Source organism: Falsiroseomonas bella (assembly GCF_003173615.1).
Classification (GTDB): domain Bacteria; phylum Pseudomonadota; class Alphaproteobacteria; order Acetobacterales; family Acetobacteraceae; genus Falsiroseomonas; species Falsiroseomonas bella.
Window position 1 is genome coordinate 350,653 of the sequence record NZ_QGNA01000004.1, and the last position, 21,924, is coordinate 372,576.

General features: G+C 70.3%; 20 protein-coding genes. 3 read left to right on the forward strand and 17 right to left on the reverse strand.

The features are described 5' to 3' along the window. Nucleotides 1–13 precede the first annotated feature (13 nt). Genes DFH01_RS18585 through DFH01_RS18600 form a run of 4 tightly spaced genes read right to left on the reverse strand, consistent with a single transcriptional unit; the run spans nucleotide 14 to nucleotide 4,163 of the window. Complete coding sequence (locus DFH01_RS18585; RefSeq protein ID WP_109871971.1) at nucleotides 14–1,048, reverse strand: aldo/keto reductase; 1,035 nt, start codon at nucleotides 1,046–1,048, stop codon at nucleotides 14–16. Beyond that, nucleotides 1,045–1,875 carry a carbohydrate ABC transporter permease gene (locus DFH01_RS18590; RefSeq protein ID WP_109871972.1) on the reverse strand — a complete coding sequence of 277 codons (831 nt, stop codon included), beginning with the start codon at nucleotides 1,873–1,875 and terminating at the stop codon, nucleotides 1,045–1,047. Before DFH01_RS18590 ends, DFH01_RS18585 begins: the two co-directional genes overlap by 4 nt. Beyond that, the gene (locus DFH01_RS18595; protein ID WP_109871973.1) at nucleotides 1,865–2,761 is read right to left on the reverse strand and encodes a carbohydrate ABC transporter permease; all 897 of its coding nucleotides are present in this window, start codon (nucleotides 2,759–2,761) and stop codon (nucleotides 1,865–1,867) included. The genes DFH01_RS18590 and DFH01_RS18595 overlap by 11 nt, the downstream gene beginning before the upstream one ends. A gap of 52 nt (nucleotides 2,762–2,813) precedes the next feature. Continuing rightward, nucleotides 2,814–4,163 carry an ABC transporter substrate-binding protein gene (locus DFH01_RS18600; RefSeq protein ID WP_109871974.1) on the reverse strand — a complete coding sequence of 450 codons (1,350 nt, stop codon included), beginning with the start codon at nucleotides 4,161–4,163 and terminating at the stop codon, nucleotides 2,814–2,816. A 153-nt stretch (nucleotides 4,164–4,316) separates the two neighbouring features. Here DFH01_RS18600 and DFH01_RS18605 point away from each other — a divergent pair, with 153 nt between their 5' ends. Then, nucleotides 4,317–5,051 (forward strand): SDR family NAD(P)-dependent oxidoreductase, encoded by a 735-nt coding sequence (locus tag DFH01_RS18605; RefSeq protein WP_109871975.1) that lies wholly within the window; start codon nucleotides 4,317–4,319, stop codon nucleotides 5,049–5,051. On the opposite strand, the gene DFH01_RS18610 is transcribed toward DFH01_RS18605, so the two are convergent. Genes DFH01_RS18610 through DFH01_RS18625 form a run of 4 tightly spaced genes read right to left on the reverse strand, consistent with a single transcriptional unit; the run spans nucleotide 5,026 to nucleotide 8,956 of the window. Then, a complete protein-coding gene (locus DFH01_RS18610; protein ID WP_109871976.1) occupies nucleotides 5,026–6,534 on the reverse strand; it encodes a tripartite tricarboxylate transporter permease in 1,509 nt (502 codons plus the stop codon). The two genes, DFH01_RS18605 and DFH01_RS18610, sit on opposite strands and share 26 nt — an antisense overlap. Next, nucleotides 6,534–7,022 (reverse strand): tripartite tricarboxylate transporter TctB family protein, encoded by a 489-nt coding sequence (locus tag DFH01_RS18615; RefSeq protein ID WP_109871977.1) that lies wholly within the window; start codon nucleotides 7,020–7,022, stop codon nucleotides 6,534–6,536. Before DFH01_RS18615 ends, DFH01_RS18610 begins: the two co-directional genes overlap by 1 nt. Beyond that, a complete protein-coding gene (locus tag DFH01_RS18620; RefSeq protein ID WP_109871978.1) occupies nucleotides 7,019–7,990 on the reverse strand; it encodes a Bug family tripartite tricarboxylate transporter substrate binding protein in 972 nt (323 codons plus the stop codon). Before DFH01_RS18620 ends, DFH01_RS18615 begins: the two co-directional genes overlap by 4 nt. A 24-nt stretch (nucleotides 7,991–8,014) precedes the next feature. Continuing rightward, nucleotides 8,015–8,956 (reverse strand): dihydrodipicolinate synthase family protein, encoded by a 942-nt coding sequence (locus tag DFH01_RS18625; RefSeq protein ID WP_233256177.1) that lies wholly within the window; start codon nucleotides 8,954–8,956, stop codon nucleotides 8,015–8,017. Nucleotides 8,957–9,102: 146 nt separating this feature from the next. Here DFH01_RS18625 and DFH01_RS18630 point away from each other — a divergent pair, with 146 nt between their 5' ends. Continuing rightward, nucleotides 9,103–9,888 (forward strand): IclR family transcriptional regulator, encoded by a 786-nt coding sequence (locus DFH01_RS18630; RefSeq protein WP_199231291.1) that lies wholly within the window; start codon nucleotides 9,103–9,105, stop codon nucleotides 9,886–9,888. Here the strand turns inward: DFH01_RS18630 and DFH01_RS18635 are convergent. Genes DFH01_RS18635 through DFH01_RS18665 form a run of 7 tightly spaced genes read right to left on the reverse strand, consistent with a single transcriptional unit; the run spans nucleotide 9,873 to nucleotide 16,504 of the window. Then, on the reverse strand, nucleotides 9,873–10,895 hold the full coding sequence (locus tag DFH01_RS18635; RefSeq protein ID WP_158287814.1) for a tagatose 1,6-diphosphate aldolase: 1,023 nt from the start codon (nucleotides 10,893–10,895) through the stop codon (nucleotides 9,873–9,875). The genes DFH01_RS18630 and DFH01_RS18635 overlap by 16 nt on opposite strands. Further along, complete coding sequence (locus tag DFH01_RS18640) at nucleotides 10,895–11,794, reverse strand: PfkB family carbohydrate kinase (RefSeq protein ID WP_109871981.1); 900 nt, start codon at nucleotides 11,792–11,794, stop codon at nucleotides 10,895–10,897. Before DFH01_RS18640 ends, DFH01_RS18635 begins: the two co-directional genes overlap by 1 nt. Beyond that, the gene (locus tag DFH01_RS18645) at nucleotides 11,791–12,753 is read right to left on the reverse strand and encodes an alcohol dehydrogenase catalytic domain-containing protein (protein ID WP_109871982.1); all 963 of its coding nucleotides are present in this window, start codon (nucleotides 12,751–12,753) and stop codon (nucleotides 11,791–11,793) included. Before DFH01_RS18645 ends, DFH01_RS18640 begins: the two co-directional genes overlap by 4 nt. Further along, nucleotides 12,750–13,568 carry a carbohydrate ABC transporter permease gene (locus DFH01_RS18650; protein ID WP_109871983.1) on the reverse strand — a complete coding sequence of 273 codons (819 nt, stop codon included), beginning with the start codon at nucleotides 13,566–13,568 and terminating at the stop codon, nucleotides 12,750–12,752. Before DFH01_RS18650 ends, DFH01_RS18645 begins: the two co-directional genes overlap by 4 nt. Further along, nucleotides 13,562–14,470 (reverse strand): carbohydrate ABC transporter permease, encoded by a 909-nt coding sequence (locus DFH01_RS18655; RefSeq protein ID WP_233256178.1) that lies wholly within the window; start codon nucleotides 14,468–14,470, stop codon nucleotides 13,562–13,564. The genes DFH01_RS18650 and DFH01_RS18655 overlap by 7 nt, the downstream gene beginning before the upstream one ends. Then, nucleotides 14,467–15,759: an ABC transporter substrate-binding protein gene (locus tag DFH01_RS18660; RefSeq protein WP_109871984.1), complete on the reverse strand. Its 1,293-nt coding sequence runs from the start codon at nucleotides 15,757–15,759 to the stop codon at nucleotides 14,467–14,469. Before DFH01_RS18660 ends, DFH01_RS18655 begins: the two co-directional genes overlap by 4 nt. 19 nt (nucleotides 15,760–15,778) lie before the next feature. Continuing rightward, complete coding sequence (locus DFH01_RS18665) at nucleotides 15,779–16,504, reverse strand: SDR family NAD(P)-dependent oxidoreductase (RefSeq protein WP_109871985.1); 726 nt, start codon at nucleotides 16,502–16,504, stop codon at nucleotides 15,779–15,781. A 121-nt stretch (nucleotides 16,505–16,625) separates the two neighbouring features. Here DFH01_RS18665 and DFH01_RS27870 point away from each other — a divergent pair, with 121 nt between their 5' ends. Further along, on the forward strand, nucleotides 16,626–17,390 hold the full coding sequence (locus tag DFH01_RS27870; protein ID WP_158287815.1) for a DeoR/GlpR family DNA-binding transcription regulator: 765 nt from the start codon (nucleotides 16,626–16,628) through the stop codon (nucleotides 17,388–17,390). Here DFH01_RS27870 and fdhF read toward each other — a convergent pair. Together fdhF and DFH01_RS18685 are read right to left on the reverse strand one after the other, a co-directional pair. Next, nucleotides 17,354–20,137 carry a formate dehydrogenase subunit alpha gene (gene fdhF / locus DFH01_RS18680; protein WP_109871987.1) on the reverse strand — a complete coding sequence of 928 codons (2,784 nt, stop codon included), beginning with the start codon at nucleotides 20,135–20,137 and terminating at the stop codon, nucleotides 17,354–17,356. The genes DFH01_RS27870 and fdhF overlap by 37 nt on opposite strands. Then, nucleotides 20,134–21,789, reverse strand: a complete 1,656-nt coding sequence (locus DFH01_RS18685) for an NADH-ubiquinone oxidoreductase-F iron-sulfur binding region domain-containing protein (RefSeq protein ID WP_233256179.1) — start codon at nucleotides 21,787–21,789, stop codon at nucleotides 20,134–20,136. The genes fdhF and DFH01_RS18685 overlap by 4 nt, the downstream gene beginning before the upstream one ends. Between the last annotated feature and the right edge of the window lie 135 nt (nucleotides 21,790–21,924).

Consider the following 21,924-nt stretch of genomic DNA (forward strand, 5'->3'; position numbering starts at 1 on the left):
GGCCTCGGCTCCTTCAGCCCGGGATGGGCGCGTTCGGGTCCAGCAATCCTTCGTGGCGCAGCTCCGCCCAGAGATCGGGCGGGATGGGCAGGCGCAGATGCGCGGCATTCTGCGCCACCTCCTGCGGCGCGAGCGCGCCGGGGATGGTGCTGGCGATGGCAGGATGGGCGAGGGGGAATTGCAGTGCGGCCGCGGCGAGCGGCACGCCGTGCCGGGCGCAGACTGCCTCGATTCCGCGCGCCCGATCGATCAGCGCAGGCGGGGCAGGGGAGTAGTCGTACCAGGCGCCGTCCCGAACGGGGCCGGCGAGGATCCCCGAGTTGAAGGGGCCGCCGAGGATGATGCTCGCGCCGCGGCGCTCGCATTCCGGCAGCAGCTCGGCCAATGCGCCCTGTTCCAGCAGCGTGTAGCGGCCGGCAAGGAGCATGCAGTCGAAGTTGCCGGCACGCAGGAAGCGCAGCGTCGCCTCCGTTTCGTTCAGGCCGCAGCCGATGGCGCCGATCACGCCGGTGCGGCGCAGCTCGTCCAGCGCGCGGTAGCCGCTGTCCATTACGGTGCGGAAGTGTTGCTCGAACAGCGCTTCGCTGCCTGTGCTGCGGAGGTCCACGTCGTGCACCAGAACCACGTCGATCCGCGCGAGGCCGAGCCGCAGATGCGACTGTTCCAGCGAACGCATCACGCCGTCATAGCTGTAGTCGAACCGGGGCACGAAGCCGGGCAGGCCGCCATGTCGCATCCCGGCGGGCGCCTCCTCCCCGGGGCGGAGCGCATGCATCACGCGCCCGATCTTGGTGGAGAGGATGAACGCCTCGCGCGGCCGGTCGCGTAGCGCGGTGCCGACGCGCAGCTCGCTGCGGCCATAGCCGTAGAAGGGCGAGGTATCGAAGAAGCGGACGCCCTGCGTCCAGGCCTCGTCCACGACGGCGATGGCATCGCGATCCGGCATGGTGGCGCGGAAGCCGCCGATCGGCGCGGCACCGAAGCCGAGCAGCGTGACCTCCAGCGCGCTGCGGCCGAGGCGGCGGCGCGCGGCGGGATCGAAGCTCATCCCTTCACCGCGCCGCCGGTGAGGCCATGCACCAGGTATTTGCGGACGAGCAGGGAGAACAGCAGCACCGGCAGCATCACCATCGTGCCGCCGGCGGCGATGCGTCCCCATTCCCAGCCTTCGTAGTTCATGAAGTTCACTACCGCGACAGGCGCCGTCATCGCTTCGGTCCTGGTGAGAATCAGGGCAAAGAAAAAATCATTCCAGGCGAAGAGGAAACAGAGGATCGCGGTGGCCGCGAGGCCCGGCGCGGAGAGCGGCAGGATGATGCGGAAGAAGCCCTGCGCCGTGGTCGCGCCGTCGATCCAGGCGGCTTCCTCCAGCGCGCGCGGCAGCTGGTCGAAGAAGGGCCGCATCATCCAGATGACGAGCGAGAGGTTGAAAGTCATGTAGATGATGACGAGCCCCGTGCGCGTATCCAGCAATTCCAGATGGCGGTAGGCCAGGAAGTACGGAATGGTGAAGGCGATGGGCGGGGCCATCCTGGATACCAGGATCCACAGGCTGAAGGTGCCCGCGATGCGCGCCTGCCAGCGGGAGAGCGCATAGGCCGCCGGCACGCCGAGCAGCATCGGCGCGATGGTGGCGGCGCCCGCGACCACGAGGCTGTTCACGAAGCTCTGGCGGAAGCCACTGGTCCAAAGCGCCTCGTAGTTCTCCAGGGTGGGCGTGAAGATCAGCGGTGGCGGGAACTGGAAGACCTGCGCGTTGGTCTTGAAGGACATCTGCAGCAGCCACAGGAAAGGCGCCATCACCAGCGCCGCCAGAACGACGGCGAGGATCTGGATGAAGCGCCGTTCGCGGGCGAGGGCGGTGTTAGTCGCCATGCTGCCCCCAGCCGACCAGGCGGATGATTGCCCAGCTCATCAGCACGGTCGCCGCCAGCATCACCACGGTGATGGCGCTGGAATAGCCGAGGAAGCTGAAGTTGAAGGCCTGCAGGAACGAGTAGTAGTTCGTCACTTCCGTCACGCTGCCCGGCCCGCCCTCGGTCAGGATGAAGATCAGCGGGAAGGCCTTGATGGAGTCGATCAGGCGGAACAGCCCGGCCACCAGCAGCACGCCCTTCAGGAAGGGCAGGGTGACGTGCCAGGTCATCTGCCAGGCACTGGCGCCGTCCACCTTCGCCGCGTCCACCATCTCCTGCGGCATCATCTGCAGCGCGGCGAGCGTCATCAGCATGGTGAAGGGAAACCACTGCCAGGTGTCGGCGATGATGATCGCCGTCAGCGCCCAATCGGGATGCGTGATCAGCGCCGGCACGGTGAAGCCCAGCAGCGTCGTGCCCCAATGCAGCGGGCTGATGTCCGGCGTGTAGAGCACCTTCCAGATGATCGCGACGACGATGGGCGGCAGCACCATCGGGATCAGGAAAACGGTGCGCAGCGCTTCCAGGAACCTGCTTCGCATGTTGAGCAGAAGCGCGAAGCCGAAGCCGATCAGCAGCTGCAGCGTGACGGTCCAGAAGGAGAGCTTCGCCTGCACCCAGAGCGAGTTCATCAGCCGCGAATCCGCCGGCATCTGGCGGTAGTTCTCGAAGGGCCGGGCAAAGTTCCAGGCGGTCTCCGGCCGCGTCAGGTCCAGCGGGGTGAAGCTGGTGACGAGCAGGTAGATCGCCGGCGCGAGCGTGATGACGGCCAGCACGGCCAGCGACGGCGCGACGCACAGCGCATAGAAGCGGTCGCGCGCGCGGGTCGCGCCGCCACGCGCCATCGTCCGTTCCCTCGGCGCCGGCAGCGCCTGCGCCGCGCCAGACACGGCGCGGCTAGTTCGCGTCCAGCGTCACGCCGGCGCGCTGCAGCACCTGGATCGCATCCTGCTGCGCCTGGCGCATGGAAGCCTGCGCGTCCTGCTGGCGCGTCGCGATGCGCGCGATGCCGCGGTTGATCGTGTCGCCCACCTGCGGGAACACCGGCACCGTGCGGTACTTCATGTAGCCGGACCGCCCGCCGAGCTCGAGGACCTGCAGGTAGAGCGAGGCCACGTCCTGCCCGTTCAGCGTCATGGCCTGCTTGAAGGCCTCGCCGGTGATGACGCTGCGGCGGCAGACGCTGGGATAGCCCCGCGTCTCGACGATGCGGTTCAGCATCTCCTTCGACAGCGCCCACTTGATGAATTCCCAGGCGAGCTCCTTGCGGCGGGAGCCGACGGGGATGCCGAGGCCGTGGCTGTTCGAGCCCGGGAAGTTGCCTTGCGGCCCGGCCGGCATCAGCGCGTAGCGCACCGTGTTCTTCACCGTGCTGTCGGCATGCTTGGCCAGCGGCACGAGCCAGGTGATCGCCTGCGTGCGGAAATTCGCGCGCCCTGCGATCTGCGTGCGCATCGCCTGGTCGTCGCTGAAGGAGAGCACGCCGGAGGGGCCGTATTTCGAGAGCAGCTCGGCATACCAGCCGGCGGCACGGATCGCCTGCGGCGTGGCCAGCTCCGGCGTCAGGTTGCCCGGCGGATCGCGGAACACCTTGCCGCCATGGCCCATCAGGTAGGGGATCCAGTTCCAGTGGTGCAGCTGGTCGGCGACGAAGGCCGACATGTTCTCCTTGCCCTGCACGGCGTCGCAGGCGGCGATCAGCTCGTCGAAGGTGGTCGGCATCGCCTTGCCGGCCTGGTCGATCAGGTCCGCGCGGCTTGCGGCCATCAGCATCGCGCCGGCCTCCCAGGCGAAGCCATAGGTGTTGCCGCGCGCGTCCTGCATCGCCGATTGCGCGCCGGAGACGAAGTCGGCCGCGTCCCAGGCGGGGTCGGTCCTGTTGCGGTCGTTCACGAACTCGCTGAGGTTGGTCAGCCAGCCCGCGCCGATCCAGCGGCCCGAATAGATGAAGGTGACGTTGATGACATCGAGCGCGCTGCCGCGCGTGGAGAGCTCGAGGTCGGTGCGCTGGTTGTAGACCGGGAAGGCCTGCGTGTTGAAGTTCAGCTTCGCGCCGGTGCGTTCCTCGAATTCCGGGAAGAAGGCGCGCAGGTATTCGAAGAAGGTACTCTGGAAGGCCGCGCCGTTCAGCGTCTGCCCGGCGAAGGGCCGCGCCTGCCCCAGCACCGGCGGTGCAGCGAGCGCGCCGAGGCCGAGCGCGCTGGCGCCCAGCAAGAGGTGACGACGGCCGGTGCGCGGCTCACTCATGCCTTCCTCCCATCGCGCTGGTGTCCGCCGCCGGATGGCGTGGTGCCGCGCCTTATGGATCGAACGCTATCGGTGCGCGTCGCATGGCGTCAAGGCAGTCGCGCCGTTGCACATGGCCGACTAGGCTCTTTCCCGAAGCGAGGAGGGAAGGCCATGGGCGCGCTGGCGGGCAAGGTCGCGGTGGTGACGGGTGCAGGGCGTGGCATCGGTGCTGCGATCGCCGAAGCCTACGCCGCGGCGGGCGCAACGGTGGTCTGCGCGGCGCGCAGCGCGCCGGAGATCGAGGCGACGTCGGCGCGCATAGTCGCGGCCGGCGGCGCGGCCTTCGCGGTTCCGGTGGACGTCACCGATGCGGCGCAGGTCGCAACGCTCTACGCGCGCAGCGTGGAGCAGGCGGGCGGGATCGACATGCTGCTGGTCAATGCCGGCGTCAGCCTGGACCAGCGGCCGGTGGAGACCAGCGATCCCGATGCCTTCGTGCAGACCATCGCAGTGAACCTGACCGGCGCCTATCACTGCGCGCGACTTGCCATTCCGCATATGCGTGCGCGCGGCGGCGGGCGGATGGTCATGCTCGGCTCCGGCATGGGCCATTCCAGCGCGCATGGGCATGCCGGCTATTCCTGCTCCAAGGCCGGGCTCTGGATGCTGACGCGCATCCTGGCGGATGAACTGCGGAAGGACGGCATCAGCGTGAACGAACTCGTGCCCGGCCCGGTGCAGACGAGCATGACGGCGGTGCCTCAGCGCACGGGCTCGGTGGTGTCGAATCCGATCGAGTGGCTGAAGCGGCCGCAGGATGTGGTGCCGCTTGCGATGTTCCTCGCCACCTGTGCGGCGCCCGGCCCGACCGGGCAGAGCTTCAGCCTGATGCGGCGGACGTTCTGATCGCGCCGCGGCGGCGCAGCGCGAAGACCAGCGGCAGGGTCCAGACCAGGATCGCGGCGACGCCGAGCGCGGCGGCGATCGGGCGCTCGAAGAAGCCCATGAAGCGGCCATCCGCGATCACTATCGCGGCCAGGAAATTCTGCTCGACCAGCGGGCCGAGCACCATGCCGAGGATCACCGGCGCCACCGGCACGCCGACCTTGCCCAGCATCAGCCCCAGCGCGCCGAAGCCGAGCATCACGCCGATGTCGAGCATGCTGTTGTTGATGGCGAAGGCGCCGACCACGCAGAACAGCAGGATCGCCGCCATCAGCTGCGGCCGCGGCACGGAGAGGATCGGGCGCGCCAGCCGGATCGCCAGCCAGCCCAGGGGCAGCAGCAGCAGGTTGGCCAGGATGAACACCATGTAAATGGCGTAGAGCGTCTCGGACTGCTGGGTGAAGAGCTGCGGGCCCGGATTCAGCCCCTGCATGATCAGCACGCCGACCGCGATCGCCGTCACCGCGTCGCCGGGGATGCCGAACACCAGCGCAGGGATCCACGCGCCGGAGAGGCCAGCGTTGTTCGAAGCCCCGGCCTCGATCACGCCCTCCGGGTGGCCGGTGCCGAATTTTTCGGGGGTCTTCGAGAACCGCCGGGCCATCGCGTAGGACATCCAGGCGGCGATGTCGCCGCCAGCGCCGGGCAGTGCGCCGATCGCCGTGCCGAGCACGGAACCGCGCAGGGTGTTGCGCCAGTAGCGACGGATCAGCGTGCCGACGCCGTGGAACACGCCCTGCACTTGCTGCGGCTGCGCAAATGGCTTGCTGGCCTCGCCGGTGAGGAGGGCGCGCAGGATCTCCGCCACGGCGAAGAGGCCGATCATCGCGGGAATGAAGGAGAGCCCGCCGGTCAGCGCCGTGCTGCCGAAGGTGAAGCGCTGCGCGCCGCTGACCGCGTCCATCCCGACGGTGGACACGAACAGGCCGATCAGCAGCGCCAGGATGCCGCGCAGCGGATCGGCCGAGGCGACGAAGGCCGCGCAGGACAGGCCGATCATGGCCAGCCAGAAATACTCGAAGGCCGAGAAATTCAGCGCGATTTGCGCCAGCAGCGGCGCCGCCACCATCAGCACCACCGCGCCGAACAGCCCCCCGATCACCGAGGAGACCAGCGAGGAACCAAGCGCCTGCGCGGCCTGGCCCTTGCGCGTCATCGCATAGGTCTCGTCGGTGTAGGCGGCGGAGGCCGGCGTGCCGGGCACGCGGATCAGGCAGCCGGGAATGTCGCCGGCGGTGATCGCCATGGCGGTGCAGGCGACGATGGCGGAGACCGCGGCCAGCGGCTCCATGAAGAAGGTGAAGGGCACCATGAGCGCGGTGGCCATCGTCGCCGTCAGCCCTGGCACCGCGCCGACGAACAGGCCGAAGGCGCAGGCCGCCGCGATAACCAGGATCAGCTGCAGGTCGGCCAGCATGCCGGCCGCGGCGATCACCTGCTCCATCAGCCGAGCAGCCCGAGTGCGATCATCCATTCGCCCGGCGGCAGCGGCACGCCGAGCAGCTTCGTGAAGGCGAGGTCCATCCCGAAGACCATCGGCACGGCGAAGGCGATCGCCGGCAGCAGGCGCACGCCCGTCAGCATCAGGAAGCCGGCGAGCCAGACCAGCAGCAGCGGCACGAAGCCGATGGTTTCGAACAGCGCGGCGATGACGAGGATGCCGCCGCCGACCCACAGCGCCGCGGCGCGGAATGGCGGGCCCGGGTCGGCTTCTTCCGACTCCAGCGCCGGTGCGTGGCCGAGCGCCGCGCGCAGCACGAGCACGGCGCCGACCAGCGCGGCCAGGCCGCCGATGATGGACGGCGCGAAGCCCGGGCTGAAGGGCTGGCCGGGCATGCCGCGGATCTGCGCGGCAAGCCACATCACGGTCAGGCCGCCGCCGATGGCCAGCGCGCCGACCAGCAGGTCGCGCCGGCCAGCGGCGGCGTTCAACGCGCGAGGCCCGCGGCGCGCGCCGCGTCGCCGAAGCGCTTGTCGGCCGCTTCCAGCCAGGCGCCGAAGGCGGGCCCGTCCACATACTCCATGCCGAAGGAGCGCGCGGTCATCAGCCGGATGAATTCGGGATCGGCGACGACCTTCGCCATCGCCTGCCGCAGGCGCGTGGTGATCGCCTCCGGCAGGTTGCGCGGCCCGGCGATGCCGCGCCAGGCGCCGAGCGACCAGTCCACGCCCACCGCCTCCTTCACCGTCGGCACGTTCGGATAGGCCGGGTCGCGGCTGGCGCGCATGATCGCGATGGTGCGCACCTGGCCGGCATCCACCATGGTCTTGGCTTCCGGCATCGTCGTGGTGACGAGCTGGATCGCGCCGGCGGCAAGCTGCTGCAGCGAGGGGGCGGAGCCGTCCGTCGGCACCCAGGGCGCCGCGCTGGGTGGCAGGCCGAGCGCGTTCAGCATGCCCACCAGGCTGAGATGCGCCGCCCCGCCGAGATTGGCGCCGGAGGCCTTGTTCGCGCCGGGCCGCTCGCGGATCTGCGCGACCAGCTGAGCCAGGTCGCGCGGCCCGTCGGCGCGCACATGCACGCCCTGCGGATCGGTGTTGTAGAGGGCGATCGGCGTGAAGTTCTTCCAGTCGATCTGCCCCGCGCCCGTGGTGCGGTAGAGCGAGAGTTCCGTGGTGATGACGCCGATCGTGTAGCCGTCGGCGCGCGCATTCGCGATCTCGGTATGGCCGACGAGGCCGCCGCCGCCGGTGCGGTTCACGACATTCACGGGCCGGCCGAGCTCGCGCTCCAGCAGCGTGGCGACGATGCGGCCGGTGGCGTCCGTGCCGCCGCCGGCGGCCCAGGGCACGATCATGCTGACCGGGCGCGTCGGCCAGGATTGCGCGAAGGCGGGCCGCGCGAAGGTGGCAAGGGCGGCGCCGGCGACAAGGGCGCGGCGCGTCGTGGCGATGCTCATGCGGTTGTTCCTCCCCAAGCCGTCTCAGGCCTTCAGCGCGTCCAGCGCGACATCGATCTTCGCCTTCTGCGCTTCGCTCACCCGATCCATCGGCGCGCGTGGATGGAACATGCCGAGGCCCTGTCGGTGCTGCACGTATTTCACGCAGGCCGGCAGGTTGTCATGCGTCATCGAGTTCCAGAGGACGCCGAGCTTGCGGTGCAGGTCCAGCGCGGTGGCGTGGTCGCCGGCCGCCACGGCGCGATGCAGCTTCACGCAGGTGCCGGGCACGGCCGTGGTCAGCGCGCTGATCGCGCCATGCGCGCCCAGCGCGAAGCCCGGATAGAGCAGCGCGTCGATGCCGGACAGCACCAGGTTGCGCGGCTTCACGCCGGCGATCAGGTCCGAGAGCGACTTCAGGTCGCCCGAGGACTGCTTCATGCCGACCACGCTCGGCACCTCCTCCATGATGCGGAGCATCAACTCCACGGAGAGGTAGTTCCAGGGGATGACGTTGTAGATCAGGATCGGGATGTCGGTTTCCTGCGCGATCGCCTTGAAATGCGCCACGGTGGCGTCCGGCGTCGGCTTGAACAGGTAGTGCACCGGCGTGATCTGCAGCGCCGCGATGTTCAGGCCGCGCAGCATGCGGATGCGCCGGATCGCCTCGCGCGTCGAGTTCACGATCAGCCCGGCGAGGAAGGGTACGCGGCCGCGTGCGGCGTCATGCGCGGCGTGCATCGCCTTGACGAATTCGTCGCTGTCGAGGGTATGCCCCTCGCCGGTGCTGCCGCCGGCGACCACGCCGCGCACGCCGCTTTCGACCATGAAGTCGATCTGCTCTGCGATCGCGGAATAGACGATCTCGCCCTGGCCGTCGAAGGGCATGGCGACGGGGGGCAGGATGCCGGTGAGGCGCATATGCGCCTCGGTCGAGGCGTCCGGTTCGGCGCGCGTCGCGCCGCGTTCGACGATGCCTGGGGACATGCGCACTTCCTCCACCCGGTCTGTTGCCGGCGCCGCGATTGGGCGGCTCGGCACGCTGGCTGTCAACCCGTTATGTGGACCGCCATTCCGGATTGCGGAATACGACGCGCTTCTCCATGCTGGCGCGACAGGCAGGAGGAGGCAGCATGGCGACGCCGGGCGAAGCGGAGGGGCTGAAGTCGTTCGCCAAGGCCGTGCGGGTGCTGGAATGCTTCTCCACGCGGGACCGCAGCCTGACGCTCGGCGAGATCAGCCGGCGCGCCGGCTTCCCGAAGGCGACGACGCATCGCCTCGTCGTCGCACTGCGCGAAATGGGCATGCTGGAGCAGGCGCGCGAGCGGGACGAATACCGGCTCGGGCTGAAGCTGTTCGAGCTCGGCAACATCGCGCTCGCCAATCTCGACCTGCACCGGGAGGCGCGGCCCTTCGTCGAGCAGCTGACGCGCATCTCGGGCCATTCGGTGCATCTGGCGGTGTTCGACGGCCGTCAGGCCGTGGTGATCCATCGCGCGGACCCGCACCCGGAAGGCAGCCCGGCGGCCTTCATCGAATCCTCGCCCGCGCATTGCACCAGCGTCGGCAAGGCGATCCTGGCCTTCCAGCCGGAGGAGGTGGTGGCGCGCCTCGCCGCCCTCGGCACGCTCATGCGCTACACCGACGCGACCATCACCGATCCTGCTGCGCTCGCCGCCCATCTGGCGGAGACGCGCGCACGCGGCTGGTCGCTGGACGAAGGCGAGCACCAGCCCGGGCTGCGCTGCGTCGGCGCGCCGATCCGCGATGCGACGGCGCGCGTCTTCGCCGCGATCAGCGTCAGCGCGCCGATGCGCGAATTGCCGCCATCGCGCGTGCCGGCCGCCGTGCGGATGGTGCGCCATGCAGCGGCCGGGATCTCGGCGGCGCTGGGCTGCCGGGATCAGCCGCTGCCATAGCCCTGCGGGAAGCGGCCTTCCTCGATATCCGGCGTGACGCCGCCGCGGAAGGCAGGATGCGCGTGCCACGGCGTCGCGGCGCGATCCGTCAGCTCGTTCAGCGTCTCGAGGTTGCGGCGCGCCTCGCCCGCGAGCGTAGCGTCCATCGCGTCGAAGTCGGGGAAGCGCGTGAAGGCATCGGCCCAGATGGCGCGGCCCGCGAGATAGCCGGAGGCACCCGCGCGGCATGCATAGCGCATGCTGCGCACGAAATCGGTCATGCCGGCGCCGGCGGAGAGCATCACCCAGGGGCGCGGCAGCATCGCCGCCATGCGGTCATAAGCCGCCTGTTGGCCGGCGGCCTGCGGACCATCGGGATCGGGCACGCCCTTGATGGCGCCGGGCGGCTCGAGCTTGAAGATGTCCACGCCGTATTCGGGGGCGGTGAAGGGGCGGATCGCCTCGATCACCAGTTCGGTGCGGCGTGCCTCGAAGGATGCGGGGTCTTCGTTCGGCAGCGGGTAGACCAGCACTTCCAGCAGATGCGTGACGTCATGCGCGCGGCAGGCCTCGCCGGCGGCGCGGACGAAGGCCTCCTGGTGCGCACGCACCTCCGGCGCCGCGTCGTGCCGATGCCAGACCAGCACTTTCGCCGCATCGCCGCCGATGCGCCGGATGGCGCCGGCGCCCCAATGCGGGATCGGTACGGATTTGCGCCCGCCCGGCGTGTTCTCCGTCACGTGGTGTTCGTAGGAGAGGATCAGCCCCTTGTGCGGCGGGATCTCCGCGATCGGGCGCGCATAGCCGTGAAAGGGGTCGGTGAGCACGGCGGAGGAGAGCGGCGCCAGGTGCTTCGCCAGCATCTGCTTGACCCGCGCCACATCGTCGAAGGCGGCGTCCTTGGTGCCGCGTGCCTGCGCGATCGGGCCGAAGAGCGGCGTGCGCTGGTCGATGGCCAGCATCTTCCACAGGCCGCGATCATCCGCGAGCCGCCGCATGCCCCAAAGCTTGCCGGGCGAGATCTTCATCACCATGCCTCCCTGAGCAGGGCTTCGACCGCGGCGCGATCCGGCATGCCCTCCCATCCGTTTCCGTTTGCCGCCTTCAGTGCGGCCGCCGCCGTGGCGAAGCGCGCGGCGGGCAGCGTGTCAGCGCCTTCCGCGAGCGCCAGCGCATACGCACCGTGGAACACATCGCCGCATCCGGTGGTGTCGCACGCGACGATGCGCGGCGCCGGCAGCGCGACGATGTCTCCGCGCTGCCACCACAGGCTGCCGCGTGCGCCGAGCGTCACGGCCACGATCCCCGGCAAGGTCGCAGCGGCGCGCGCGAGCCCCGCTTCCGGCTCCGCGATTCCCGTGAAGTCCACCAGCCCGCGTTCCGAGAAGACTGCGTGCCCGGCCTGCGGCGCCAGGCGCTGCAGGATGTGCGAGGGACCGAGCTCCGCATCCAGCACGCTCGGCAGCCCGCGGGCGCGCGCCATGGCGAAGACCTGCTCCGCGCCGTTCACCCAGCGTGGGTCGGCCAGCACCGCGCCCGCGCCGTCGAGCGCCTCCGGCGGGATCGGTGCCTCTTCCGGCAGGTTCGATCCCGGATAGACGCAGAGCACGCGCTCGCCTTCCGCATCCAGCGTCACGCCGGCGGAGGGGGATTGCCCACCCGGCACGATGGTGGCGCCATCTGCCTCCACGCCCAGCCGGCGCAGCATGCCGAGCAGCGTCTCGCCCGTGGCATCCGCCCCGAGCCGCCCGAACCAGGAGGCGCGGCCGCCGAGTGCCACGATGGAGACTGCGGCGGTCGCCGCCATGCCGCCGCCATTCTCGCGATAGCCGCGCGCGATGTGCTTGCCCGGCGTCAGCGGCAGCCTCTCGAAGGAATAGACGCGATCCAGCACTGCGATGCCGGAGCAGACGACCTTGTGCTTCATGGAACGAACAAAGGCTTCAGCTTCTCGCCGCGCCGGAACGCGTCGAACAGGTCCTGGAGGCCGTCGAAGCCGGCCTGGTCGTCAACGAGCCGCTCGTAGTCGGTGCGATTCGCGCGCAGCAATTCGATGTTCGCCGCGTGGTCGCCGATGGGGAAGTAGAAGGAGCGCAGGAAACAAAAATCCTTGCGGCGGATGGCCTTGTTCTCGGTGATCGTCCAGCTGTCGCTCTCGCCGAACTGCACGATGGCGCCGTTCGGCGCCACGACTTCGAAAGCGAGTTGCCGCGCGGGATCCTTGCCGGAGGCCTCGATCACCAGCGGGAAGCGGCGCCGCGCGGCGTCGTCCGGCGCGAGGCGCGTGGCGCCGAAGCCGATGGCAGCGGCGGCGCGATGCTCGCCCGGCTCCACGACGAAGACCGGGCCGTAGCCCAGCGCCTTCAGCACGAGCAGCGCGCCGAGCCCGATGGGGCCAGCGCCCAGCAGCAACGCCTCCCCGCGCGGGACGATGCGCTGCGCGAGGCGCAGACCGTGGCCAGCGGTGCCGATCGCATCCAGCAGCAGCGGCGCGAGCCGGTCCGGGATGTCGTCCGGCACGGGCAGCAGGCATTGCTCGGGCACCGCCAACGCTTCGGCGTAGCCGCCGTCGCGCTGCCAGCCCATCAGGTCCGTGGCGTTGCGGCAGACATGGGTGTTGCCGGCGGTGCAGTCATCGCAATGCCCGCAGAAGACCGGGATGTAGACCAGCGCGCGCTTGCCGTCCCACGGATGGCCGGGCTGCTCCACGCGGCCGAGAATCTCGTGGCCTGGCGTGACGGGCCAGCCGCTGCGCAGCGGTCGCAGGTCGCTGCCGCAGAGTGCGCAACTCGTCACGCGCAGCAGCACCTCGCCCGGGGTTGGCCGGGGCGCCGGGGCCTCGATGATCTCGATGCGGCCTTCGCCGGCGAATCGCGCGGCCTTCATCCCTTCACGGCTCCCGCGGAAAGGCCGCCCACCAGGCGGCGCTGGATGATCAGGGTGAGGATGAGCGGCGGCAGCGCGATCACCGTGGCCGCGGCCATCAGCGCGCCCCAGTTGGTCACGCCCTCGCCGATGAAGTTGAAGCTGGCGACGATCGCTGTCTTGGAGTCGAAGCCGGACAGGACAAGCGCGAAGAGGAAGTAGTTCCAGGAGAAGACGAAGCATAGGATCGCGGCGACGACGACACCGGGCGCCACCATCGGCAGCGCCACGCGCAGCAGCGTCTGGTGCTGGCGGCAGCCGTCGATCTCCGCGCTTTCGATGATCTCCCGCGGCAGCGCGTCGAAATAGGGCAGCAGCACCCAGATCGCGACCGGCAGGGTGATGACGGCATGGGTCAGGATCAGCGCGAGATGGCTGCCGACCAGGCCGAGCCAGGTGAACATGACGAGCCAGGGCAGCAGGAACAGCGTGCCCGGCGCCATGCGCGCGAAAAGCGTCGCGGTGGCGGGCCATGTCATGCGGTGCCAGGACATGGCGAAGGCCGCGGGAAAGGCCAGGACCAGCCCGAGGATGGTGGAGCCGCCGGCGACGATCAGGCTGTTCAGCGTGTTCTCCAGGAAGTCGGTGCGCTGGAACAGTTCGACGAAATTCTCGAGCGTCGGGGTGAAGATGATCCTGGGCGGGATCGCCGCCACCTCGGTGCGCGGCTTGAAGGCGGAGGCGACCATCCAGGCCACCGGCGCGACGAGGATGACAACCACCAAGGCAAGCTGGAGGGCGTCCAGCAGCCGCGCGGTTCGGCGCGGGCCTACCATGCGACCGCCCGCCTCAGGCGCGCGAAGGTGAGCACGCTGCCGAAGACGATGGCGGAGAGGGTGACCATCAGTGCCGCGGCATAGCCGAACTCGAAGAACTCGAAGCCGCGGCGATAGGCCAGGATGTTGAGCGTCGTGCTGGCATGTCCGGGCCCGCCCTGGGTCGTGATGTAGATCACGTCGAAGAAGCGCAGCAGGTCCACGCTGCGCAGCACGGCGGCGGTCACCAGTGTCGGCGCCAGCAGGGGAAGGGTGATGCGCCGAAAGCGTTGCCAGGCGCGGGCTCCGTCGATCTCCGCCGCCTCGAACACGTCGCGCGGCAGGGAGAGATAGCCGCCCAGCACGATCAGCGCGACGAAGGGTGTCCATTGCCAGGTGTCCAGCAGCGCGACCGTGAGGATCACCGTGTCGGGATCGGCCAGGAAGAGCAGTTGCGGCAGCCCGGCTTCCTTCAGCAGCCAGTTCGCCACGCCGAGGCCAGGGTCGAGGATGACGATCGCCATCATCCCGATCACCACCGGCGGCAGCATGAAGGGCGAGATCAGCACGGTACGGATCAACCCGCGCGCGGCGTCCAGCCGCGCCAGCAACAGTCCCAGCCAGGTGCCCAGCACCAGCTGCAGCGCCAGCGACAGAAGCCACAGCACGATGGTCAGGCGGAAGCCGTTCCAGAACTCGTCGTCGGCGATCAGGCGGCGATAGTTGTCGAGGCCGATGAAGCGCGCCTCGCCGCCGATCATCGTCTCCTGCAGGGAAAGCCAGATCGCCCAGCCGAAGGGCAGCACGATCATCCCGGCCGCGAAGAGCAGCGCCGGGGCGACCATCCACCGGAAGGACGCGGTCGGCCGCCGGCGCAGCCGCGCGGGGCGCGCAACCGTGCCGGCGACCGCCGTCGCGCTCACTGCAGACGCGCCAGTTCCGCATCCGCCGCGCAGGCGGCGTCGCGTGCGCTGGCCCGGCCCAGCACCACCTGCTGCACGGCATTGCCGATGATGTCCCGCGCTTCCGGGATGCGGTCCGTAGGCGACTGGTAGACGCCGGTGCCGGTGCGGCCGATCTCCACCAGCGCATCGGCCCAGGCGCGCCGGATCGGCATCTCGTTCGCCCAGGCCGTGAAGGCCGGGCCCTGGAAGACGCTCGCGCGCGGCGGCGCCACGCCGTTCTGCACCAGGCGCGTCTGCACCTCGGTGCTGGTCGCCCATTGCAGGAACAGCCAGGCCGCGTCGCGCTGGCGCGAATGCGCGGAAATCGCGAGGCCCCAGCCGATCACCACGGGGCGGGAAATGCCGGTCTCGCGCCCCGGCGGCAACACGCGCACGCCGATGTCCTGCGCGCGGCCGGGGAAGCGGACGATGTTGGCGAATTCGTTGCTGCTCTCATGCGTCATGGCGATGCGGCCCTGGCCGAGCAACTCGATCACCTGGGTGAAGGTGTGGTTCAGCGCGCCGGGCGGGCCGTATTCCTTCAGCAGGTTCGCGTACATCTCGATGCCGCGGACGCTCGCCGGCTGGCAGAGGCCGGGCTTGCCGTCCGGCGTCGCATAGCTGCCGCCGAGGTTGTTGATGAAGCCGGTCAGCGCATAGGGCACCGCACCGCGCAGGCCGCGCGCCGCCCAGACGCCCTGGTTCGCATCGCAGGCGCGCAGCTTCGCCGCCGCTTCCGGGATGTCCTCCACGAAGCGCGGCTCAGGGATTCCGCAGCGCTGGAAGATGTCGCGGCGCCAGTAGAAGAGCGGGCCTTCCTGGTTGATCGGCAGCGTCGCCACCAGCCCGTCCAGCGTCGCCTGCTGGCGCATGCCGGCGCCGAAATCCTCGTAGTTGAAATCGGGCGCGGTGCGCGCCCGGTCGGCGATCAGCGGCGCGAGGTCGGTGTACCAGCCGGCGCGCTTGAACACCGCGCCCTCGCGCGAGGGCAGGGACATGAACACGTCCACATCGGCGCTGCGGCCCTGCATCAGGGTGGTCAGGCGCGCGCGGAACTGCTCCTCGTTGAAGATCTCCATGCGCACGCGGATTCCGGTGCGCGCGGTGAAGTCCGCCGACATCTCCCGCATCGCCTGCGACCAGGGGTGGTTGTTCAGCAGCAGCGTGACGGTGCGGCCTTCCTGCGCGCGCCAGTTGAAGTCCTGTGCGACGGCGGGCGCCGCCAGTAGCGCGGTCGCGGCCAGCGCCGCGAGAGTGCGTCTCAGCATCCTTGGTCCTCCCTTTCCCTCAGCTTGCGACATAGCCGCCATCCACCGGGATGGTGACGCCGTTGACGAGTTGCGCCGCCGGCGAGGCGAGGAACACGGCGGTGCCGGCAAGTTCCTCCGGTTCCGACCAGCGCTTGGTCGGCAGGCGCGCCATGACCTTCTCGTTGAAGGCAGGCTCCTCGCGCCCGCGGCGGCTGATCTCGGTGCGGATCCAGCCCGGCGCGATGGCATTCACGCGGATGCCGTCCTCGGCATAGGCGACGGCGAGCGACTTCGTCAGACCGACAATCGCGGTTTTCGCCGCGGCGTAGGCCGGGATCATCGCGGCGCCGAAATAGGAGTACATCGAGCCGATGTTGATCAGGCAGCCCTTCGTCCTCGCCAGATGCGGGCGGAAGGCGGTGGCGAGGCGCATGTTGCCGGTGAGGTGGATGTTCACGATGTCCGCGAAGACCTCGGGCTGGTGCTCCTCGTGCCGGATCAGGCGGCCGGCGCAATGGATCAGCACGTCCAGCCGCTCGATCTTCGCCGCGAGTGCACGCACCGCGGCGTCGTCGCGCACGTCGAGCGGCTCGTAGCGGAAGGGCGTGCCCTCGGGCGGCGGCTTCAGATCGGTCAGGATCGGCGTGGCGCCGCAGGCGGCGAAGGCATTGGCGAAGGCCATGCCGATGCCGCCCGTGCCGCCGCTGATCAGCACGACCTTCCCGGCCACGGAGAAATCCGGCGCGGCATTGCCTGCGGCCATCCTGGTGCTTCCTCGGGTAGCGGCGATCGTGCCGCGATTTTCGTTATGCGACACCAGCAAGGCAGGTTATGTTCGTTTTCGCAAGCCCATTTTCGTTTTCGCGCTTGCGAAAGAGGGGGAGATGTCGGCCGAGACGCGGCATGGCCGCATCCTGGAAATGTTGCGCCGGCGCGGCTATGCGGCGATCGACGAGTTGGCGACGGAGCTTTCCGTCACGCCGCAGACGGTGCGTCGCGACCTGCAGGACCTCGCCGGGGAGGGGCTGCTGCGGCGCCACCATGGCGGTGCCAGCCTGCCTTCCTCCATCGCCAACACAGACTATGCGCTGCGGCACGTGGAGAACGCGCCGGAGAAGGCCCGCATCGCGGCCGCGGCGGCGGAACGCGTGGCGGAGGGTTCCTCCGTCTTCCTCACCCTCGGCACGACGGTGGAGGCGGTGGCCGCGGCGCTGGCGGCGAAGCGCGAGTTGCGCGTGGTGACGAACAGCACCGCGGCGGCACGCATCCTCGGCGCGTCGCCCGGCATCTCGGTGCATGTGCTGGGCGGCAGCTTCCGGTCCGCCAATGGCGGGCTGGTCGGCGCCTTCGCGGCCGAGGCCGCATCACGCTGGCGCTGCGACCTGCTGATCAAGGGCGTCGGCGCGATCGCGCGGGATGGCTGGCTGCTGGACTATCATGAGGACGAGGTGGCGGTCGCACGCACCATGATGGCGCATGCGCGCGCGACGCTGCTGGTGGCGGACCACACCAAGTTCCTCAAGACCGCCGCCTGTGTCGTCGCGCCGCTATCCGCCATCGCCACGCTGGTCACGGACCGCGCGCCGCCGCGCAGCCATGCGGTGGCGCTGCGTCAGGCGGGCACGGAGGTGGTGGTCGCCGCGGCCTGAGCCTCGGCGGGCTCGATCCGCGCGGCGCTGTGCTTGAAGTCGGGGATCTTGCCGAAGGGATCGAGCGCCGCACGCGTCAGCAGGTTCGCCGCAGCTTCGGTGTAGGCGAAGGGGATGAAGGCGACGCCGTCCGGCAGCGCAGGGTCCTCTCGCGCGGTCAGGTCAACGGCGCCGCGACGCGTCGTCACGCGCAGCAAGGCGCCCGGCGCGACGCCGAGCCGGCGCAGCGCCGTGGGCGCGAGCGAGACGGTGGGGGCGGGCTGCAACGCGTCCAGCACGCGGGCGCGGCGCGTCATCGCGCCGGTGTGCCAGTGCTCCAGCTCGCGGCCGGTGGTCAGCACGAAGGGGAAGTCGCGGTCGGGCAGTTCACCGGGATCGCCGGGGCCGGCCGGCACAAGATGCGCGCGGCCGCCGGGCAGCGGGAAGTGGTCGTGAAAGACGATCTCCTCGCCCGGCGCGTCCGGGGCGGGGCAGGGATAGGTGACGCTGTCCTCGCGCTCCAGCCGGTCCCAGGTGATGTTGGCGAGCGAGGGCATGGCCTGCGCCATCTCCGCGAAGACCTCGCGCGCATGGCCGTAGCGCCAGTCCAGCCCGAGCCCGCGCGCCATCGCCACGACGATGTCGAGGTCCTGCCGCACCTCGCCAGGCGGCGCCACGGCGCGGCGGCCGATCTGCACCTGGCGGTTAGTGTTGGTGACGGTGCCGTCCTTCTCCGGCCAGGCGGTGGCGGGCAGGATTACGTCGGCCAGCGCGGCCGTCTCCGTCAGGAACAGGTCCTGCACGACGAGGTGATCGAGCTTCGCGAGGCCGGCGCGCGCATGGGCGAGGTCGGGGTCCGACATCGCGGGGTTCTCGCCCATGATATACATGCCGCGGATCTCGCCGCGCTCCGCGGCGTGCAGGATCTCCACCACGGTCAGGCCGGGCTTGTGGTCCAGCGGCGTTCCCCAGAGCTCCTCTAGGAAGGCGCGGTAGGTCGCGTCGCCGGTGCGGTGATAGTCCGGCAGCATCATCGGGATCAGGCCGGCATCGGATGCGCCCTGCACGTTGTTCTGGCCGCGCAGCGGATGCAGGCCGGTGCCGGGGCGGCCGACATGGCCGCAGAGCAGAGACAGCGCGATCAGCGCGCGCGCATTCTCGGTGCCGTGCACGGACTGGCTCACGCCCATCCCCCAGAGCGTCAGCGCCGCGCGCGCGGTCGCGTAGAGCCGCGCGACGCGCCGGATCTGATTGGCGGACACGCCGCACCGCGCCTCCACCGCTTCCGGCGCATAGGGCGCGAGATGTGCGCGCAGCGCCTCCAGCCCGTCCACGCGCGAAGCGACGAAGTCCGCGTCGTGCAGGCCCTCCGCAAGGATCACGTGCAGCATGGCGTTGAGCAGCGCCACATCCTGGCCCGGGCGGAAGCGCACGACTTCCGTGGCGAAGCGGTCCAGCCCCGTGCCGCGCGGGTCCATCACCACCAGCTTGGCGCCACGCGTCGCGGCGTCCTTCAGGAAGGTGGCGGCGACAGGGTGGTTCTGGGTCGGTTGCGCGCCGATGACCAGCAGCAGGTCGGCTTCCGCCGCCGCGGTGAAGGGCGCGGTGACGGCGCCGCTGCCCACTGTCTCGAACAGCGCGGCCACGCTGGCGGCGTGGCAGAGCCGCGTGCAATGGTCCACGTTGTTGGTGCCGAAGCCGGTGCGCACCAGCTTCTGGAACAGATAGGCTTCCTCGTTCGATCCCTTGGCGCTGCCGAAACCCGCGAGGGCCTGCGGGCCGACTCCGTCGCGGATGCGCACGAGGCCGCCGGCGGCGAGCGTCAGCGCCTCCTCCCAGCTCGCGTCCCGGAATTTCTGGCGTGCGCGCTTCGGATCGAGGCAGTCGGCGGGATCCTTGGCCGCGCCTGCGATGCGGATCAGCGGGCGCGTGAGGCGATCGGGGTGGCGCAGATAGTCGAAGCCGAAGCGGCCCTTCACGCAGAGCCGGCCGAGATTGGCCGGGCCGTCGCGCCCAACCACCTCCTCGATCATGCCGTCGCGCGTGCGGAATCCGACCTGGCAGCCGACGCCGCAATAGGGGCAGACGCTCGCCACTTCCTGCTGCGGCGCCGCTGCGCGATGGCCCGCCGCATCCAGTACTGACACGGGCAACAGCGCGCCTGTAGGACAAGCCTGAACGCATTCGCCGCAGCCGACGCAGGAAGACGCGCCCATCGGATCGAGAAGGTCGAAGGCGACGGTCACGCCCATGCCGCGCCCGGCGAAGCCGATCACGTCGTTGTGCTGCACCTCGCGGCAGGCCCGCTCGCACAGGCCGCAGGCGATGCAGGCATCGAGCTGCACCGCCATGGCAGGATGCGTCATGTCCGGCGCCGGTCGCTCTGCCTCCGGCGCGAAGCGCGAGGCCGTCACGCCGAGGCGTTGTGTCCATTGCGCGAAGCCGCCCGTGGCGTCGCGCGCCGCGGCCGAGGGCTGGTCGGCCAGCAGCAGCTCGAACACCATCCGCCGCGCGCGCGCCGCGCGGTCGGATGCGCTGCGCACCACCATGCCCGGCGCCGGCGCGCGGATGCAGGAGGCGGCGAGCACACGCTCGCCCTCGATCTCCACCAGGCAGGCGCGGCAATTGCCGTCGGGACGATAGCCGGGGCGCGGGCGGTGGCAGAGATGCGGGATCTCGGTGCCGAGCCGGCTCGCCACCGCCCAGATCGTCTCGCCCGGCGCGGCGGTCACCTCGCGCCCGTCCAGGGTGAAGGCGATGCCGGTCATGGTGTGGCCTGCGGGAAGAAGCGCAGCAGGCTGCGAACGGGATTCATCGCCGCCTGGCCGAGGCCGCAGATCGAGCCATCGGCCATGGCCGCTGCGAGTTCCTGCAGAAGCGGTGCGTCCCAGCGCTGTGCTTCCAGCAGCCTTGCGGCCTTCGCCGTGCCGACGCGGCAGGGCGTGCACTGCCCGCAGCTTTCGTCGCGGAAGAAGCGCACCAGGTTGCGCGCGGCTTCCGGCAGGTCGTCGCGATCGGACAGCACGATGACGGCGCCCGAGCCGACGAAGCAGCCATACTGCTCCAGCGTGCCGAAATCGAGCGGCTGGTCCGCCATGCTTGCCGGCAGGATTCCGCCCGAGGCGCCGCCCGGCAGATAGGCGGCGAAGCGATGGCCTTCCGCCATGCCGCCGCAGAACTCCTCGATGAGCTCCTGCGCGGTGATGCCCGCGGGCGCGGCCTTCACGCCGGGATTGCGCACGCGGCCGGACACGGAAAACAGACGCTGGCCGCTTCGCCCGCGGCGCCCGGCGGCGGCGAAGCGCGCGGCGCCCTCCGGCGTGCCGAGGATCTCGGGCAGCCACCACAGCGTCTCCACGTTGTGGATCAGTGTCGGCTGGCCGAACAGGCCGCGCTCGCCGGGGAAGGGCGGCTTGTGGCGCGGATAGCCGCGGCGGCCTTCCAGGCTTTCCAGCAGCGCGGTCTCCTCGCCGCAGATATAGGCGCCGGCGCCGCGCCGCAGATGCACGGGCATGGGCAGCAGGCCGGCCGCGTCGAGGGCCGCGATCTCCTGCGCAACGGCGCCGTGCAGATGCGCGTATTCGTCGCGCAGGTAGAACCAGCAGGCCTCAGCCCCGATCGCCCTGGCGGCGAGCAGCATGCCTTCCAGCACGCGGTGCGGATCGGCCTCGAGGCAGAAGCGATCCTTGAAGGTGCCCGGCTCGCCCTCGTCGGCGTTGACGACGAGGTGCCGCGGGCCAGGCTGCGACTGCACCAGGCGCCATTTCCGCGCGGCGGGGAAGCCCGCGCCACCAAGGCCACGCAAGCCCGCGGCTTCCAGGCGGGCGAGCATCACCGAGGGGGTGAGCGCCGCGTCGCGCAGCAACGCATAGCCGCCGTCGTGCCGTGCGGCGGGCAGGCGCGGCGGGCCCAGCTCCGGCGCGTGCTGCGCGGCGGCGAGAACCGCCTCCGGCGTCGCGTGCTCGACGAGGGAATGCCCGACGGCACAGGCCGGAGCGTTATGGCAACCGCCCATGCAGGGCGCGCGCAGCACACGCATGCCGGCGGGCGCCGCGTCGTGCAGCCTTGCATGCAGCCCCGCCGCACCGGCCATCGCGCAGGGCAGGCCATCGCAAACACGGATCGTGACCGGCGGCGGCGGCGCTTCGCCGTCCTCCAGGATGTCGAAATGCGCGTAGAAGCTTGCCGTCTCGAACACCTCGACCGGCGCGATCCGGTGCAGCGCCGCCAGCGCGACGAGGTGCCCCGGATGCAGCGCGCCGTGCCGGTCCTGCAAGGCATGCAAATGCTCGATCAGCAGGTCCCTTCGCAGATCGAGACCGCCGATCGCGGCCTTCACCGCATCGAGAGCCTCGGGCGTCGCGACGCGGCCGCGCGGCCCGGTGCGTGGTGCTCGCGTGCCATTCGGCATCGCCGTCATGCGCAGTGGCGCGTCCTTCCCCATGCCGCATCTAACGCCGGTTCGCGGCACCGGTCACCCCGGCGGCCCGTGCGACCCTTGCGGGATTTGCATGCGCATGCAAGCCTTCCGGCCATCATTCGGCTCGAAGACAGG

Excerpts from the sequence above, each read along its gene's own strand:
- DFH01_RS18605 (WP_109871975.1), top strand. The coding sequence starts at position 4,317 with ATGGGCGCGCTGGCGGGCAAGGTCGCGGTGGTGACGGGTGCAGGGCGT.
- DFH01_RS18620 (WP_109871978.1), bottom strand. The coding sequence starts at position 7,990 with ATGAGCATCGCCACGACGCGCCGCGCCCTTGTCGCCGGCGCCGCCCTT.
- DFH01_RS18595 (WP_109871973.1), bottom strand. The coding sequence starts at position 2,761 with ATGGCGCGTGGCGGCGCGACCCGCGCGCGCGACCGCTTCTATGCGCTG.
- DFH01_RS18665 (WP_109871985.1), bottom strand. The coding sequence starts at position 16,504 with ATGGCCGCAGGCAATGCCGCGCCGGATTTCTCCGTGGCCGGGAAGGTC.
- DFH01_RS18650 (WP_109871983.1), bottom strand. The coding sequence starts at position 13,568 with ATGGTAGGCCCGCGCCGAACCGCGCGGCTGCTGGACGCCCTCCAGCTT.
- DFH01_RS18630 (WP_199231291.1), top strand. The coding sequence starts at position 9,103 with ATGGCGACGCCGGGCGAAGCGGAGGGGCTGAAGTCGTTCGCCAAGGCC.
- DFH01_RS18640 (WP_109871981.1), bottom strand. The coding sequence starts at position 11,794 with ATGAAGCACAAGGTCGTCTGCTCCGGCATCGCAGTGCTGGATCGCGTC.
- DFH01_RS18610 (WP_109871976.1), bottom strand. The coding sequence starts at position 6,534 with ATGGAGCAGGTGATCGCCGCGGCCGGCATGCTGGCCGACCTGCAGCTG.
- DFH01_RS18600 (WP_109871974.1), bottom strand. The coding sequence starts at position 4,163 with ATGAGTGAGCCGCGCACCGGCCGTCGTCACCTCTTGCTGGGCGCCAGC.
- DFH01_RS18645 (WP_109871982.1), bottom strand. The coding sequence starts at position 12,753 with ATGAAGGCCGCGCGATTCGCCGGCGAAGGCCGCATCGAGATCATCGAG.
- DFH01_RS18660 (WP_109871984.1), bottom strand. The coding sequence starts at position 15,759 with ATGCTGAGACGCACTCTCGCGGCGCTGGCCGCGACCGCGCTACTGGCG.
- DFH01_RS18625 (WP_233256177.1), bottom strand. The coding sequence starts at position 8,956 with ATGTCCCCAGGCATCGTCGAACGCGGCGCGACGCGCGCCGAACCGGAC.
- DFH01_RS18585 (WP_109871971.1), bottom strand. The coding sequence starts at position 1,048 with ATGAGCTTCGATCCCGCCGCGCGCCGCCGCCTCGGCCGCAGCGCGCTG.
- fdhF (WP_109871987.1), bottom strand. The coding sequence starts at position 20,137 with ATGACCGGCATCGCCTTCACCCTGGACGGGCGCGAGGTGACCGCCGCG.
- DFH01_RS27870 (WP_158287815.1), top strand. The coding sequence starts at position 16,626 with ATGTCGGCCGAGACGCGGCATGGCCGCATCCTGGAAATGTTGCGCCGG.
- DFH01_RS18685 (WP_233256179.1), bottom strand. The coding sequence starts at position 21,789 with ATGACGGCGATGCCGAATGGCACGCGAGCACCACGCACCGGGCCGCGC.
- DFH01_RS18590 (WP_109871972.1), bottom strand. The coding sequence starts at position 1,875 with ATGGCGACTAACACCGCCCTCGCCCGCGAACGGCGCTTCATCCAGATC.
- DFH01_RS18635 (WP_158287814.1), bottom strand. The coding sequence starts at position 10,895 with ATGAAGATCTCGCCCGGCAAGCTTTGGGGCATGCGGCGGCTCGCGGAT.